Raw genomic sequence first — 17120 nt, 5'->3', positions numbered from 1 at the left:
TCAAAGGGTGAACAATGAGCGACATTTTACTGGGCAAACTCGCCACTGAATTTAAAACCGTTAAAGCTATGGTTGAGGCCTATTGCAAAGATCACCATGGTACGAAAGGTGAGTTGTGTACAGAATGTCGTGAATTATTAGAATATGCAGAAGTGCGCCTTGATCGTTGTCCTTACGGAGAAGACAAGCCGACTTGCAACAAATGTCCAATTCACTGCTACAAACCAGCCCCTAAAGAACAAATGCGGTTAATCATGCGCTATTCCGGGCCTCGAATGTTACTCAAACATCCAATCTTAGCGATTCGCCACTTGGTTCATGAGAAACGTGAGGTTCCAGAAAAGCCTGCTCCCAATGCATCCAATCGTCACAAGCGAATGAACTCAGAACGCGAAACCAAGAAGTCGTAGCCATTGTGCTTAGTTAAGAAGTCGTCACCATGGTTAGATTTTTGATCCAGTACTTTTGCGTGTATCTGCGATAACACAATGCTAATTTCACCACTTCTTCGGTGATCATCAGCGCGTAAACGTATTTGAATTCCCAACCTAGTGCAAACGCAGCAACCGCACACAAAGGTAAGCCTGTCATCCACATCGCGATAAAGTCCATACGCAAACAAAATACATTGTCTCCGCCAGCTCGGATAATACCGTTGATGATAATCATGTTAAGCATGCGTAGCCAAATCGCGCTGCATAAAATCACCACCGCAGGTGCTGCAAGTGGGTAGAGCTCAGGGTTGTCTAAGTTCAAAGCAGCAATGATTAATTCTCGGTTTAGTAGCAGTAACGCACCAATCGAAATACCAAACACAAAAACCGCTTTAATGAAGAAGCTTGCCATGTACTGAGCTTGTTCAAAAGCATCACGCCCTAACGACTGGCCAATCATCACAGAGCACGCCACCGAAATACCAAAGAAGATGGAATAACATAGCGACTCAAACGGGCCTAACATGCTGAATACCGCAAGTTCTGTTGTGCCCATATGCCCAAAGATCATTTGATACACCATAGTGCCAATTGCCCAAAGCAATGCACCTAACGTCATTGGAAGCGCCAAACGGCGATAAGAGAGCCACAAAGAAGGGCGCTCAGAACCTTCTTTCACTTCCAATAACCAATGCTTACGCCAACGCATGTAACCAACCATTGCAAGAACTTGGAACAGGCGAGAAATCGTTGTCGCCAAAGCCGCACCTGCAACGCCCATTGCTGGTACACCGAAACCACCTTTGATGAGCCAGAAGTTAAGTGCGATATTCAGAACAATCGTCACCGCCCCCAAAAGTAAAGGAGTGACGGTGTCACCAGAAGAGCGCATGCTCGCTTCTAAAACAATGATGATATGAGTGAGTAACAGAACAGGAAATGCATACCAAAGGTAAGTGGAGCCGAGTTCGATGACTTGCGTATCGTTGGTTTGTAGACGCATGATAAGTTCGCTACCGACTGTGATTATCAGGGTAACAGGAATCAAGACTTTTAAACCAAACCGAATCGCTATACCAGTAACGGTTTTGGCGCTTACCACGTCTTCACGTCCCCAATATTGAGCAACGAGTGTGCCGTTTGCCGATGCTAAGCCAGCCATAATCATGATTGCAACAAAGTGCCATTTTGAGGCAATTCCCACAGCTGCGGTTGCTTCTTTACCAAAGTCACTAACCATGAGAACATCAGCCAAGGCGAGAATAGCCACCAACGCACTCTGGATCGCGACAGGGAAACCCAAGTGGACGATCTGCTTAAGTAGCCCGCTAGATAAAGAGTTGTCGCTGTTTTTGATGCCAATATTGTTCGTCATAGTTACTCCTCGAAATTTGTGAGGAATATAAAGCCAATAGGGACAGAAATACATGTGCGAAAAACCACAAAACCTGTGCAAATCCGTCATCGAACAATTTGCCATCAAAACAGAGTGGCGCGACGATGTGCATTTAGCACCCGCATGTAAAGAACGATTCCTGACTCTAACTGAAATCCCCGAATGGAAACGAGCTAATATCTTTATGGCGGGGCTGGCTGAACTGCGCGATGGTTACCATGTCGAGCGAGACAAAGTGGGCGTTCATACCTTGCTGTTTACCATTGAAGGTGGCGGTGTTTTGATTACACCGGGTTTCGTTAAAGAAATTGAGCCTTATACGCTGACTATTTTGCCTGTAGATACGTGTTTTCGATTTGAAATGAATCCAAGCAAAGGGCTCTGGAAGATGGTTTGGCTTCTGCCACAAAATACCGAGGCTTGGCAGCATCTCTCTGACTTGGGGCAAACCGTGTTGCCGTTTAGGGGCTCTGAGCAGGTATGGTCACTGATGACCTTACTCTACAACGAAATAGGGGGACGAACGGGGTTTCGTCAGTTGTTGATCAGTGAAGTGCAACGATTGGTAAAAAGTGTTGAAACCCCAATCAGTACGTCGCTATCGCGCGTTCAAACACTCTTTAACGAAGTTGAAGGTCAGTTACACTTGCCGTGGACCATTGCCGAAATGGCCAAGCAGTGTTTTATCAGTGAAGAACAGTTCAACCGTTTATCTAAACAGCTTTTCAATATGAGTCCACGAAGCAAGTTAATTGAGCTTCGTATGCACAAGGCCGCGGACTTATTGCAGTATCCAGCTTGGTCAGTCGCTATGATTGCGAACCGATTGGGTTATCGCGATCCTTACAACTTCACTCATCGATTTAAAAAGTTCTACGGCACTTCGCCAACACGTTATCGCAAGAGGTTACTGGAGAATCAAAACCAATGAGTCGTTTTGATTTCTAATGATCACCTAATGATCGATAAAGTAGAGAATTCAGAAACAAAAAAACGAGGGCATTGACCCTCGTTTTTGTTTGTCTTTTTGCAGAGGTTTGAATTACAAACCTGCAGCCATTTGATGCTTTGATTTTGTTGCAGCGATGAGCATGTAGATGCAAGTCGCAAGCAAAGCTGCAAATAGATAGCCCAACAAGCCGTGCATTTGGCCCATGAACTTATCAGCAACCACAGGACCAGCAACTGAGCCGATGCTGTAGCTAAACAACATCACTTGTGTTGCGGATACAATGAAACGCTCTTCTAAACCTTCACAACCCAAGTTGATTGCAATTGGATACAGTGCAAATGTTGCCATTCCCAATAGGAACAGCGCTACTGCTAGAACCACCGCTGAGGTAGAAACAAACGTCAGACCAATAGAGAAAATACCCAAAATACAGAAGAACGCCATCAAGACTGTACGAGCCATGTATTTGTTTAATGTGGTCACCATAGGTTGAACCAACATGCCGCCAAGGATGACAAGTGCCATTAGGGTACCAATATCTTGGTGACTAATTTTACGGTTTGCTAGCTCTACAGGCATTAAACCGTAGATTGCACCCAAGGTTAAGCCAGAAACAATACAACCAATGATTGCAGCATGGCTTAGCTTAGAAATTTGTTTAAACGATAGTGCGGTTGATTCGTGGCTGTTTGGTTGTTCACAATCGATGAACAGCAATACTAGCATTGCCATTAGGATCAACGTTGTGATCGCGATAAAAGGTACACCGCCGCTTACACCAAGGATACCAATACCGAACTGACCAAGTGCAGAACCACCGTACAAAGAAAGCATGTACAGGCTTAAACGTTTCGCACGAGACGATTCATCACCAGACATTAGCCATGATTCAACAATCACAAACACGCCAGCGACCGCCATACCTGCGATAAAGCGGGCAACAAGCCATACCATGCCGTTAGGAATAATAGGCAGTACGATGATCGTTAGTGAAAATGCAGCTAAGCTACCTACAAACGCTTTACGGTGACCAACGTTGCGAACAATACGCTCAAAGAACATTGCGCCGATCAATAGACCGCCATAGAACACACTCGCCAACCAACTCGCGTAATCAGCAGAGATGTTGTATTCACCAAGCATAAGAGGGATCAAGCTCATCAAATAGCCTGACGCCACTGCATAAAGAGACAGTGCTACGACAGGAACTGTGACTCGTGGTGATGCTGCAGGAATGGCTGTGTTTTCCAATGTTTTGCGCCTATAAGTTAAGTAAAAATCAGGGGTTATTCGGCGCGAATATGAGGCTAATTAATAGGCAAGTAAAACGATATATTTGATTCGTTTCGACAAAAGAAATTTATCGAAATTCTATGGGGAAATGCTGCATAAAAACGCCAGCCTGTAAGCGAGGCTGGCGGAAGGATTTATTTGCTAAGTGCTTGATTTAACCACTGATCGAATTGAGTCTTAGGAAGGGCGCCGTTGATCATATCCACGCGCTGGCCATTCTTGAAAACCATAATGGTTGGGATGCTACGAATACCAAATTGAGCGGCAAGCTGCTGTTGCGCTTCGGTATCAATCTTGACAAAACGAGCGTTTCCGGTCTGTTCTTGTGCCACATCCGAGAAAACAGGCGCAAAACCAACACATGGATTGCACCATGGTGCCCAAAAATCCACCACAACTGGTGTGTTACTTTCTAGCAGCGCCGAGAAGTTATCGACAGTGCCTTCTATCGGTGCGCCATCAAACAGGGCGTTTTTGCATTTACCGCAACTTGCAGCTTCTGCAACTCGCTCATTAGGGACACGATTTAAACCGCCACAAGACGGGCAACGAGTTTTAAACGATGACATGACTTCTTCCTTTATGACAACTTGATGAAAACATGACTTACCAGTCAGCCTCATAATTTGTATACTTATTTTTTAGCCTGCCGAATTATAAGACGGCAAGTCTGTATTTGGACCCGAACAGGTTCTAAGAAATTTCATTAAAATACAACAATAAATAGGTCTGCGATGACAAATTACTACGCTGAAATTACCGGTTGGGGAAAATGTCTTCCACCAGCCACGCTCTCTAACGATGACCTTAGCACTTTCCTTGAAACTTCAGATGAATGGATTCGCACCCGTACTGGTATTGAAAACCGTCGCATCAGCCACGTAAACACGTCTGACATGGCAACGGTAGCCGCGCAACACGCGATGGCTCGTGCAGGTGTAGAAGCGAGTGACATCGACCTAATCATTGTTGCGACATGCTCTCCTGATTCTCTTATCCCAAACATTGCTTCTAAGGTTCAGCAAAACCTTGGTATTCGCTCTGCTGCTGCATTCGATTTAAACGCGGCATGTACTGGCTTCGTATACGGCCTAGAAACAGGCACACGTTTGATTCAATCGGGCAACTACCGAAACGCAATCATTATTGGTGCTGAGCGTCTTTCTTTCTACATCGACTGGGCAATGCGCGATACTGCTGTACTGTTCGGCGATGGTGCAGGGGCCGTTGTTCTGACTCGTACAGAACAAGAAACCGGTCTGCTGCAATCGCAAATTGGTTGTGATGCAAAAGGGCGCGACATCCTTTCTGTACCTAAGTTTGGTACATGCATGGATCGCTTTGCGGAAGACAACGGTTACTGGGACTTCAACTTTGTAGGTCAAGAGATCTTCAAACGCGCCGTAAAAGGCATGGGTCTAGCGGCGAAAACGGTTCTGAAAGCTTCAGAACTAACCACAGATCAAATCGACGTGGTAATCCCGCACCAAGCAAACATCCGTATCATCCAAACACTGTGTGACCTTTCTGGTATCCCGCAAGAAAAAGCGTTTGTGAACATCCAAAACTACGGCAACACTTCTGCAGCGACGGTGCCAATTGCATTGTGTGAAGCGCTAGAACAAGGTCGTGTTAAGCCAGGCGACAACATGTTATTGGCAGCGTTCGGTGCTGGCCTAACATGGGGTGCAGCTGTGTTGAAGTGGGGTGACCGCGTAACGCCAATTGCTGAAAGTGACGCTGCGCTACCTGAGAGTGACAAGTCTGCACTTGAGCTACTAGAGCGTGCTATCAAGCTTTGTAATGAACGCCCACGTGGTGAAGACGCATAACTAGCGCGAGCGGCTAACTGGTCAAAACAAGTAATAAGCAAAAGGGAGCACAGTGCTCCCTTTTTTTGCGCTTACCTCGCAAGCGTTAAGACATAAAGCCGAGATTTGATGAAGAGAAGTTTCGGATATTGGGGAACACGTAATCCAACGCTGCACCATCGGTAATACCCATCCATTGTGCGAGTGTTGCGCCCACTTGATCAGTACCGATTTTCGGAATCAAACGTCCTTTCGAGTAATCATCTTCGCCATCCAATACCAATTCAGGCCATGTTCCAATTGGCTTCGACCCGTTAACCGCGCCCCCCATAATAAACTGATGTCCGCCCCAACCGTGGTCGGTACCGTTACCGTTGTTTGTCATGCGGCGGCCAAAGTCAGACATGGTAAATGTAGTGACATTGTCACGCATCCCAAGTGCATCGATTGCTCGATACATGGCAAACAGGTTTGTCGCCAAGTCTCCTAATAATGCAGGGTGTTTCGACAGTTGCGAATCATGAACGTCATAACCAGTATGTTTAACGAAGAACACTTGTTGCTGTTGATTCAAGTGGCTTTGGCTCGCAATCAATTTGTAGACCGTCTGCATTTGCTTCCCGAGCGTGGTAGAGGAAAACAGCGGTGCATCTTCTACATTGTGCAGTTGTTCTGCCAACACGCCACTCATGGTCATAGACTCATCAACCATTAGATTGAAATGCCCACTGAATGGATTATTAGGAGAAGTCGCCAAGAGTTGGTCATAGACCTCTTTGTAAAGTGGATTGCCAATCGCGCTCAGCTGCACGGCTCGGTCTTTCTTAAGCACGGTTTGTCGGTGTTCAAGGGAGCGTAGCCACAAGGAGTCACCATGAACACTGTACAGCGGCGTAATCTCTGAGTGTGAGCTCATGACGTCAAGCATTCTTCCTGCCCAGCCTAGGTTTGTGAACGTATTCATGCCGCCTCGCATTAAGGTGTTGCTTTGCGAGTTGTGAGAAAAGAGCTGATCAGGCAAAGCAACCTCACCAGATTCAATCATCTGTTTCGTCATGGGTTGCTCAAGGACACCACTGTTAAGCACGACAGTTGCATCGCCGTTATCGAACATTTCAGCCAGTCGAGCTAACTTTGGATGCATACCCAAGGGTACCGTATTGCCTTGGTTGTCTGTGGCATTTAACCCAATAGGTATGATGCTGTTTTTGGCAACAGAGAGTTTGCCTCTCACATTGGCGTATTGGTCGTAATGGAAGTCGGACAAGGGCAGGAATGTATTAATAGCATCATTACCGCCAGACAAATACACACAGATAAGCGCACGAAAATCATTGGTTGGTGAAGCCATTGTATAACCTGGTAAACCCACGGAAGCCATTGCACCCAAAGAAGCCGTACTTTTCATAAAATTGCGTCGTGAAAGTTTCATAATTCGCTCCTAATTTTGAATGTAGAATTCGCTGCCAGAAATCGCGGTGAAAATTACTAAGGCAAGCTTGGTGGTGGGAACATAGTTGGTTTGGTATTTGTTGAGTGCGTTATGCATGATTTGTTTTAGCTGCGGAGAAGCCGAGCCCGCAAAGAAACGCACATCGATGGCCTCAACCAATGCCTCATGATCATCAAGCAACTCGTACAACTCAGTCATATCCAATGAGTAAGTCGAACCAGAACCTTTACGCACGCTGTAGAGCATGAAATTAACCAACTCTGTATATACCGACCAATCCAATAGTTCGTACTCCGGTGAAACCATTCCGGTAAACACAAAGTCGGCTGAAGGCTGATAATCGGGCGAATAGAAGTTAAACACAGAAGGTGACCTTAATGGTCCTTGATTGGCGATGTTCATCAAGGATACCGCGCCATCGTAACGTGCAGCGTCGAGTGTAAAGCCAGCAGCGCGATGGAAATTGGTGAGCACCAAGATTGGCTCTTTTACTTTTATTGGGCGAATGGATGCTTTTCCGCGAGCCTCGTCATCAAGTAAGATCGCTCGGATGACGGCATTCAAATCACCCTTTACATCATTGCCATTGTTATTGAACACGGTTGCAACTCTTGCAATGTATTCTGGTGTTGGATTGGAGGTCACAAAGCGTTGGATGAGCAACTTAGAGACAAACGGCCCGATATTGTCGTGACTCATCAAAATATCAATGACAAGTTCCAGTTCCTCTTCGGCGGTCAGTCCCGCAGGGATCTTGCTACCGAGTACGTGTTTTTCGCCAGTATCGTGGCGGTTTTTAATCACGCGCATAGGCTTCACAAACGCGGTGTCTGATTTGTTCCAACCCGTCAGCGCGCGTGCGAGTTCTTGTATGTCTGTTTGTGTGTAGGTCGCGAGCGCATGCCCAGTTTCTAAATCGTATTTGACGCTGCCGGCTAAGTTCAATTGATACAAACCGATGGTGAACAATTGCATCAATTCACGAGCAAAGTTTTCATCTGGAAGTGCGCCTGTCGCCGTGTTTGCTTTTGCGCTTCCCATCATCGACAAATAGTTTCCCATGGCAGGGTGCAGAGCGGTTTTTAGCAACAAGTCACGATAGTTACCAAAGGCATTTTCGACCAGTAAGTCATAATAATTGACCAGACTTTCCGGCTTGCTACCGAGTAGACCGCCATATCGGGATACGACGAGCACTTGGCTAAGAGCAAAGGCCATTCTTTGTCTGAGTTGATCTTCCGAAGTGAGGACGATTTGATACCAAGCGTTTTCTCGGTTTGCTTGTGCCCCTTTACTAAAAGGCGTGAAGTAAAGATCACTGTGATAAGTAGGAGGGAGAAGTATTTGTTCTGTAATCCAATCCTCATAATTGGTTTGGTTTATTTGGTCGATCAACGCTGGAGTGGGACCAAATGTGGTTTGATATAGAAAGCGTGCAGTTGGTAGATCTGGGTCGTCTTCGTCCGCCGATACTGGTCCGACAAAAAACAACAGCATGGCAACAAAACCTAGCACCCAACAAGAAATCTCATTCTGTTTCTGACGTCTCATAGTTAACTCGCTTACCCAAAGGAACGACTTAAATCCATTTAACGGGAGTAAAATGAAGCTCATAGTGAGCTGTAAAATAAAGTAACGAAATCAAGCAGCTGCAGAGCGGAGTATAGACGGGAAAATTCACTAACAAAGTATGATTTCTCAGAAAATAATCTGGATTGAAAAACGTAGGCTCACGTTTGGTTTGATAAACAACTGATAGATAAGCACCAAAATTGCCTTGTTAAACTTCAAATTAATTATGAAATTTTTAAGCAGGCTTTCATGTTTTGCCTGTTTTTATCATTCGAACACTCAATGGTGGGCTTGTTGATATATCACTTAGTTTGGTTAAAGTGAGCCTTTAAAGAAATTAGATCTAAAAAAACATGCCAGAGTGATTACTTTACTGATCGATTTATTAATTAAGTTGCATAAAGCGTGAATAAGCTCACGATTGTACATAAATTGCACAAATAAATGCGATCAATAGCTAACATTTACCGGGTCGATAAGTTCGACACAATTCAATCCGCAGCTAGTAAAGAGGAGAGGTAATAGCTGCACCATAAATGTTGGATAGGAGAGCACACATGGAAGCTCGCAAAACTATGCTCGCTGTTGTTATTGCATCTACGGTCGCTGCGTGTGGCAGTGATGACAATGATGAGAGCGCCAGTCAAACGTATACACTTAATGGTACCGTCGTAGATGGTTACATCTATAACGCCTTAGTCTGGATGGACATCGATAGAGATGGTGAGCCAGACGCCGATGAACCTCAGACAAATACTGGCCTTGATGGTACATATTCATTTCAAATTTCAGAAGCACAAAAGGACACCTTAGTAGGTGTGCCGATTTTGGCTCAGTTAACAAACGCCTCTGTCGATGTGGGGACTGAACCCCCAACCACGATGGAAGAGTTAGAGCAGAAAATCGCTGCCAATGAAGCAGAAAAGGTCTTTGAAGATGCCGAAGAAGGACACGCCATTGTTCTTGGGATGCCACCTTTAACACAAGCCGACTTTGATGATCTTGAAGACGGTGAACTCGATGGTCAGGTCATCAACCCTTTTACTACCCAAGTTCATGAAGAGCTGACATCTCGAGTAAGCGCCGTTCTGGAAGATCAAAACCTCGATGAGTTGAGTGATGAGGAAATAGCAGCGCTGCTTGTTGCGCTTGGAAGCCTAGTGAACCAAGCAATTGACGATGCAGTCGACGAGTTAAAAGAAGAGCTCGAAGACAGCACCTTGACCGATGAAGAACTTAAAGACCGTTTGATGGGGGATTTTATCGCTGAAGGCGACACAGGCGAAATTCTCGAACTAGCTGAAAGTAAAGTCGACGAACGCGTATCGGATGAGCGAGTTGCCGAAGAGCTAGAAGATGAATACCCCGATGGTAAGGTGACCCATTACTCGTATACAGACAGTTACTACGGTACGCCGGACAACATGGACATCTCATTGGACTTCACGGTAGAGGGCAGTGAAACGGAGATCGTCGATGAAACCGCGAACACGTTGACCTATCAAGCCACGGCTACAGAGTATTATGAACGAGCCGGCGTAAAAACGGTGTTCAGTACGTTCACAGAAGAAGCGGTGCAGAACCTTGATGACGGTACTTTCACGGCCAAGATAACGTTTAAAGCAGACTTGAACTTCGATGGCGAGTTTGATTTCACCAGCCATGTATATGATGTCGGTGTCGCAGATGAGGGGGAGACTCGCGGTCAGTGGGAATTTACCCGTTACGTTGATGAATCCAACCCTGCCGATTCTGGTGGTGACAGTGTCACTACGAATGATCCAGAACGCGAGTTAAGCTACAGCACGGTGGATTTGTTTGCAGAAGCGGTCATGGCCGGCGATATGTCTGGTGTGGACTTACTTCAAACCATGGTTGAGGTAGAAGAAACAACGGCAGGACATGATTACGAATCTCGTGAATTTAAAGAGTACGACCTAGACGCTGCAGTTCCTCTAGAAGCGGCTACCTATGCGCAAGTTCGTGAACGATGGGACTATGTGGATGGTGGTAACAAAGAAGTCATCAAGCATTATTGGGATGCAGACGGTTCAGTTAATGAAACGACAACAAGTATGAACAATGCCGATGGCTCCGAGTCATACATGAAAGCAGGCCCGGTTTGGAACTGGGATGGTTCAGTTAGCTTCGAATACCAAGTCAATTATTGGGAAGAATATACCTATACCAAGGGTGTCAACGACGACGGTCAGAAAATCGAAACGAGTGTCGGTGGCAAATATATTCTCGATGAAGCTAACGCGGTCAAGAAAGTTGATGAGAATGGCGATGGTATGATGTTCAACCGTTGGGACGAAGTGAAAACCTATTGGTCAGAGACAGATATTCGTACTCATGTTGAATGGCAACACTTTGCAATTGAAGGGTATGACTACACCTTTAACGATGGTGGACAAAAATACAGTACCTTAATCAACGACAATTACACCGGTTATCCTGAGTACGTCGGTCCTTATATTGAAGACTTAGATGAACTGGTCGACGGTTGGCTCGAAGAAGGACTGTCTGAACAAGCGATCTGGTTGCGAGTGATTGGTGAGTCTATCCGTGGCGTTAGCCGCAGTGAGGGTTACGATTACTGCGAGGTCAATGCGACTGGTGAATCAGTCAATGCCGCGTTGTTGGCGACAGAGCTGACAAACTGTGGCGGACTTCAACCATTAACGGCGGATGACGTTGTCGATTCAAGACTGACGAGACGCAAAGGAAACGGAGTCGAAGTTCGGTTCTGGGATATCTATGAAGATGGTATGGCCGATCGCGAGACTTGGAAAGCCGATGGCAATACTGAAAACCTCGGTTGGGATTGGAGTATCACCTCAGAAGGTTACTTAAGGTTAAGCAAAGGAGACGATTTTGTCCGTTTGATTGCGCCTTACTTCAAAGGTGAATATGGCGCTGCCGTTATTATCTTTGACGAGTACTCAGATACAAGTATGAACGAGATGTGGAGTACGTATTTCGTTGATACTGTGGATTTACACATACCACCGCAACCTGAGTAAATAAGCCAAGTTGCTTGCAGCATCAATAACGAAATAAGCACAAGAGCTTAAACTAAAAAGCCGCTCACCCATTGTATTAACACGAGTGCGCGGCTTTTTGTTTTAACGAATTAGGCTCAACAGCTTATTTTCTCGCGAGCTTATGATGCGCTCTAGAAAAATGATCGGCACAGAATGCGCCAACAATGGAAAGCTCGCCCGCCAAACATAGACCTGCAGCGACTTCTGCTAACGTTTTTGCTTTGCCATTACCATGCAGACCAAGTATATCCAAACACGCTTTTTGAGTTGGTAGGCCAGTACCGCCGCCAACGGTGCCAACCATGATGTTTGGTAAAGTGACTGACGTATACAGGTCGCCGTGAGAATCCACATCCATTCTAGTAATGCCAACCGCAGATTCAGCAACGCACGCTGCATCTTGCCCGCAGGCGATGTACAGAGCGGTGAGGGCATTGGCGTAGTGCGCATTAATACCGATAGTGCCGCTTAGCAATCCACCAACGGTATTCATTTTGCCAAATTTCACCATGGCCTCTGGTGTGGTGTGCAGGTATTTCTGGACCAAAGCTGCAGGAATCGTCACTTCAGCTGAGACTTTTTTACCGCGAACAGAGCGTAAAGTGTGGGCGTTGGCTTTCTTATCTCCAGATAAGTTACCGTCAAGATAAGCATCAACCGGCGCGACTGGACTGTGTTCAAGAATGTAATGGAAGACTTTGTGTGTCGCGATGGTCACCATGTTCTGACCAGATGCGTCGCCAGTTACGTATTCAAACACCAAGTAAACATGATTACCTTCGATGTTGACGTTGATGTCTTTAAGCTTGCCGTGCGTGGTGGTGGATTCCGCTTCTTTACGGAAGATATCGTATTGAGTGACCACCCAACTTACGAACTGCGCTGCTTCTGCAAGTGATTGGAAACCAAACACGGGAGTACGACTCACGCCTTCGCTGATCAAAAGCGTACTTGCGCCACCAGCTGCGGTAATCAAGTTCGCACCGCGGTTATAAGAGGCAACGAGAGCGGCTTCTGTTGTTGCGAGTGGTACTAGGTAGTCGTCATTCGCGAACAAGCCGTTAATACGTAGAGGCCCAGCAACACCGACAGGGACGTTAACGGTACCAATAAAGTGTTCAATGTTGTTGGCGTATTGGTCGTAATGCGATTGTGTGAAAGGATCCAGAAGAAGATCTTTGTCCGTCATCGATTCGAGTACTTTCCAACGGCGTTCAATGTGCTTTTCCGTCAGACCCGCACTGAGGCAAAGTTTCTTTTCTGGCTTGTGGTATTTCGGTTCTAATGCCGATTGTACTTTTTCGCAGGTTTCATTATCAGAGAGTGCAGAGCTATTCCTTGCGCTGTCTAAATTTAATTTCGGCATACAAACGTTTCTTTATTCATTTGGTTTGGAATTGTAGTGATACAAAACGTGATTACAATCCCGCGTATACGTTTTGCAACAAAAGGCTGCTCCGCTTCAAACTGATGAACATTCGGCTTGACCAATAGATAGAACGTTATCCATTGGCTGATAAAACCGATATTTGGGCTAACCAATACAGTAGGTTATTGAAAATTCGACCAAAGCTAATATGGAAGCGGGACTGAGAAGTTAAACGCAATGTACAAACCACCGAATTTCTTCTTATTGTAAAAATTGTGCAAAGTGGGCGAACTACTCTAATTTGAGACTTCAAATAATGAGATTGGAATGTGGTTGTGTGGCGTAAAATGGTAAATAACTTGGTTTGCGCCACGGCATAATAGCCCCACGTTTTCAATTGAGGGTAACGTATGATTGCTTACTTTCGAGTTCAGGACGTAGAAGTGTTGTGTGATGAAATAGACCTCGCAACACTGATGCAAGCCAAGCTCAAACAATTACCAAGTACCAAGCCTCAAATGGACTGAGCAGTATAACGTCACGAAGTGCTGGATGCGTTCAGCGCAATCGACTGTTTATACACTTTAGGAGATAACCCGGACACTCTTTTAAAGGCGCGCGAAAAGTGCGAAATACTGGTGTAGCCAAGTTGATTGGATATATAAGTGAGAGAGTGTCCTTCTTCCATCAATTCGCAAGAAACAGAGAACATCAATGACTCTTTAATATGCCGAAAAGAAGTGCCTTCATTCTTTAACTTTCTTTGAAAGGTTCGGACAGAATAGCTCAGCAACTGAGCCGCTTCTTCTATCGACAAATTACGCTCTCGCACATAAGGGCGCAGGAGTTCAAACACGCTATCGGTAAAACTTGTATGCCACTGGATCTGACTTGGTTCAGCGCCTAACTGTGAGTCCGATATTTGGATTGGTACGTTAAGAATGTCCGCGGGAATATAAACGCCGGTCTTCTCTTGACCCACAAATATCTGGCACTGGCTAGGTACAACACTTTTTACGATATCGCTGTTACTGCCTTGCAGGCGTACCTTACTTGGATACCAAGCGGTCTTGGTCAAAATGCTAATGAGCTCAATGATGTAAATCACTGCAAATGCTTCAGACCAGTTAGCGATTTGAGTGTCTTTCTGTTCCGAATATCGACAGAACCAAGCGTGGCCATGATGGGTTTCGAAAGAAACGTTACTGCCAGGCGAGTCTAAACTGAAGATTTCATCAATGTGCTGCATTGAATCGCCGATGGTTTTAAATGGCACAAACTGATGCAAGACATTGGGTATAACGCGGCGACGAAAGACTAACACCAATAAGTCGGTGAATTTCGTTACGCCAAGTTGGGAAGAAGTGAGATGAATTAAACGTTTTATCGATTCAGACGGAATGTAGTCGCTCTCGGTTTGGAATAAGTCCGCAGGTAAGCCAGCGTCACTAAGTAGCTTATGCTTGTCCAAGCCATAGTCAGCAAAGACTTCGACTAGGATTCGAGCATAGTTAGTCTGAATGACAGGTAGATGAAACGTTTGATTTGGCATTTTTGCGGATACTCCTTTATCACTGTTTTATCTTAGCGCATAACGCACGGTTTTAGATATAGCTCGCTATTTATTATTCAATTAATTGAAGGTTGAGCAGGACGGTATATTCTTAAAATGTTCAATCTATTCAATGGCAAGGGGATAACATGTCCGAGAACGAAAAACAAAAACAGCCAACGGAAGTGGCAGAAAACAAAGAGACGAATAAAAAAGACAAAGTAAAGACGGTCACCAACTATTTGCTTTTGTTTATCGTCGTCATGCTCGGGTTCAGCATTGTGTCAGACCGCATCATTCCAGTGACTGACAATGCACGCGTCAAAGGCTATATCGTGCCGATAAAACCTCAGGTTTCTGGCAACGTTTTAGATATTAAGGTTCGTCCGAACCAACTTGTTGCAGAGGGTGACGAACTCGCCGTTCTCGACAAATCAGATTATGAAATTGCTGGGCAGAACGTTGGTGCGCAAACCGCGTCAATCGCTTCGGCTCAAGCGAGATTAACTTCCGCGATTGTTGAACGCCAAAACACTGAAGCGCAAGCCAACCGTGTTCTTGCCATCGCAGAGAAAGGCGTAGTGTCGAAATCGGATGCAGATAAAGCACGAGCATCATTGGCAACCGCGAGAGCGAACGTAGTAAATGCAGAAGCGGATCTTGAAAAAGCGAAACAACAACTTGGCGCAGAAGGTGAAGAAAACAGCCAAATTAAAGCGGCATTGCTGGCTCTTGAGCAAGCTCAACTGAACTTAGAACGTACAGTGATTCGTGCGCCAACTCAAGGTGGTGTTTCGAACTTCAGCTTAACCGAAGGCTTCTACGCTTCAGCAGGTCAGCCAATCATGACGTTTGTGTCGACAGGAGACATTTGGATTGAGGCGTACTTCCGTGAAAACAGTTTAGGCAACGTCAGCATTGGTGATGAAGTAGAAATCGCCCTAGATTTTGTTCCTGGCAAAGTCATCAAAGGCAAAGTCAGCAGCATCGACTGGTGTGTCGATTGGGGACAAAACCAACAAGCGGGTAAGCTCGCGCAAGCCAACCAACAAACAGGCTGGTTACGCCAAACGCAAATGTTACCAATCGCTATCGAGTTTGATCGTCAAGAAGTAACGGGAATGCTACGCGTTGGCGGGCAAGCAGACGTGATTGTCTACAGTGGTGACAACTTCGTGTTCAACACGCTTGGCAAACTTTGGATTCGTCTACTGAGCGTACTGTCTTATGTCCGATAATCTGAGTATTGATAACGCAACTCAACGCCGGATTCTGCGCTTCACCATAGGTGTAGGTCTGGCGGTGTTTCTCGCTGCTTGGATTAACTGGCAACTGGCGTTTGTCGCGCCGGTATTTACCGCGAAGTTCTTGGTCGATAAGCCAAACCTTCATAGAGAAACGATTTACGAGTTGCTGCTGGCATTGATTGCCACTATGGGATTGGGGCTGCTTCTTTCAGGAGGCATTACTCAGTACCCAATTGTTCTACTGATTGCAGTCGGTTTGATGATGGCATGGGGTTACTACTTGTTTACTGACCCCAAATGGAATTTGTTCGCGACCATTTTGTTGATTGCGGTGTTGATGTTGCCGTTTATGGCAATAAATAACCCAGCAATTTCTGTTGTGCTCGCGAGCGGTTTGGCAATTTCCGGTGCGGTATCGGTGGCGATTTTTGCTCTGGTTCATATTTATCTACCAGAGCCAGACAGTGAGTTCGCTGGTTATGCGGCTCCACCAATTGGTAAAGAACAACGTTGGCATGCGTCATTCCGAGCCATGTTGATTTCGTTTCCTGTGGTGTGCTTCTTCTTTATCTTTCAGATTTCAGAAGCGCTGCTCACCATGATGTTTGTCGCGTTGTTGTCTTTGATGATTACGTCAGAGAAGTCAGTCAAATTAAGCGCGTTCTTAATCATCAGTAACGGTATCGGCGGGATACTTGCCATCTTGGCTTTCTCGATTCTCGCCATTGTGCCAAGCATATTCTTTTACACCGCCTTTATTGCGTTATTGGCGGTAGTGATAGGGAAGAAGATTTACACCGTGCCAGAAAAGGCACCGATATTCGCCACGGCGTTCAGCACCTTGCTTGTCTTAATCGCCAGCACGCTCATGAGCTCTGGTGATATCGACAGCAATACATTTATCCGAATTTTCCAATTGGTGTTGGTCGGGACGTACATGATCCTCGCATCACTCTTTTTGGAAACCCGACAATGGAAGTTTTTGCAAACATAA

General features: G+C 45.7%; 13 protein-coding genes. 6 read left to right on the top strand and 7 right to left on the bottom strand.

The genetic code is table 11. The annotated features are described in order from the left end of the window. Positions 1-14 precede the first annotated feature (14 nt). On the top strand, positions 15-410 hold the full coding sequence (locus OQJ86_RS04335; protein WP_045420280.1) for a nitrous oxide-stimulated promoter family protein: 396 nt from the start codon (positions 15-17) through the stop codon (positions 408-410). Between the two features lie 13 nt (positions 411-423). On the opposite strand, the gene OQJ86_RS04330 is transcribed toward OQJ86_RS04335, so the two are convergent. Continuing rightward, complete coding sequence (locus OQJ86_RS04330) at positions 424-1809, bottom strand: MATE family efflux transporter (RefSeq protein ID WP_265986684.1); 1386 nt, start codon at positions 1807-1809, stop codon at positions 424-426. A 52-nt stretch (positions 1810-1861) separates the two neighbouring features. On the opposite strand from OQJ86_RS04330, the gene OQJ86_RS04325 reads away from it, so the two are divergent. Then, entirely contained in the window at positions 1862-2761 is a 900-nt protein-coding gene (locus tag OQJ86_RS04325; protein WP_265986682.1) for an AraC family transcriptional regulator, read from the top strand. A gap of 111 nt (positions 2762-2872) precedes the next feature. On the opposite strand, the gene OQJ86_RS04320 is transcribed toward OQJ86_RS04325, so the two are convergent. Beyond that, on the bottom strand, positions 2873-4033 hold the full coding sequence (locus OQJ86_RS04320; RefSeq protein ID WP_038870633.1) for an MFS transporter: 1161 nt from the start codon (positions 4031-4033) through the stop codon (positions 2873-2875). 176 nt (positions 4034-4209) lie between these two features. Then, complete coding sequence (trxC, locus tag OQJ86_RS04315; protein WP_005443913.1) at positions 4210-4644, bottom strand: thioredoxin TrxC; 435 nt, start codon at positions 4642-4644, stop codon at positions 4210-4212. A 165-nt stretch (positions 4645-4809) separates the two neighbouring features. On the opposite strand from trxC, the gene OQJ86_RS04310 reads away from it, so the two are divergent. Next, positions 4810-5907: a ketoacyl-ACP synthase III gene (locus tag OQJ86_RS04310; RefSeq protein ID WP_009705353.1), complete on the top strand. Its 1098-nt coding sequence runs from the start codon at positions 4810-4812 to the stop codon at positions 5905-5907. Positions 5908-5992: 85 nt separating this feature from the next. Here the strand turns inward: OQJ86_RS04310 and OQJ86_RS04305 are convergent, their stop codons facing one another. Together OQJ86_RS04305 and OQJ86_RS04300 are read right to left on the bottom strand one after the other, a co-directional pair. Beyond that, positions 5993-7318: a DUF1501 domain-containing protein gene (locus OQJ86_RS04305; RefSeq protein WP_199454972.1), complete on the bottom strand. Its 1326-nt coding sequence runs from the start codon at positions 7316-7318 to the stop codon at positions 5993-5995. Positions 7319-7327: 9 nt separating this feature from the next. Further along, positions 7328-8890 (bottom strand): DUF1800 domain-containing protein, encoded by a 1563-nt coding sequence (locus tag OQJ86_RS04300; protein WP_265986675.1) that lies wholly within the window; start codon positions 8888-8890, stop codon positions 7328-7330. A gap of 578 nt (positions 8891-9468) precedes the next feature. Here OQJ86_RS04300 and OQJ86_RS04295 point away from each other — a divergent pair. After that, the gene (locus tag OQJ86_RS04295) at positions 9469-11937 is read left to right on the top strand and encodes a hypothetical protein (RefSeq protein WP_265986673.1); all 2469 of its coding nucleotides are present in this window, start codon (positions 9469-9471) and stop codon (positions 11935-11937) included. 124 nt (positions 11938-12061) lie between these two features. On the opposite strand, the gene OQJ86_RS04290 is transcribed toward OQJ86_RS04295, so the two are convergent. Beyond that, positions 12062-13324 (bottom strand): hydroxymethylglutaryl-CoA reductase, encoded by a 1263-nt coding sequence (locus tag OQJ86_RS04290; protein WP_265986671.1) that lies wholly within the window; start codon positions 13322-13324, stop codon positions 12062-12064. 541 nt (positions 13325-13865) lie between these two features. After that, positions 13866-14879: a helix-turn-helix domain-containing protein gene (locus OQJ86_RS04285; protein ID WP_020196855.1), complete on the bottom strand. Its 1014-nt coding sequence runs from the start codon at positions 14877-14879 to the stop codon at positions 13866-13868. A 149-nt stretch (positions 14880-15028) separates the two neighbouring features. On the opposite strand from OQJ86_RS04285, the gene OQJ86_RS04280 reads away from it, so the two are divergent. Both OQJ86_RS04280 and OQJ86_RS04275 read left to right on the top strand, forming a co-directional pair. Continuing rightward, complete coding sequence (locus tag OQJ86_RS04280; RefSeq protein ID WP_265986668.1) at positions 15029-16117, top strand: HlyD family secretion protein; 1089 nt, start codon at positions 15029-15031, stop codon at positions 16115-16117. Continuing rightward, positions 16107-17120, top strand: a complete 1014-nt coding sequence (locus OQJ86_RS04275) for a DUF2955 domain-containing protein (protein ID WP_265986667.1) — start codon at positions 16107-16109, stop codon at positions 17118-17120. Before OQJ86_RS04280 ends, OQJ86_RS04275 begins: the two co-directional genes overlap by 11 nt.

Origin of the sequence: Vibrio sp. Sgm 5 (assembly GCF_026241575.1) — a bacterium.
Lineage (GTDB): Bacteria > Pseudomonadota > Gammaproteobacteria > Enterobacterales > Vibrionaceae > Vibrio > Vibrio jasicida.
The sequence above is the reverse complement of the archived record's forward strand: the minus strand, read 5'-3'. Positions and strand labels throughout refer to the sequence as shown.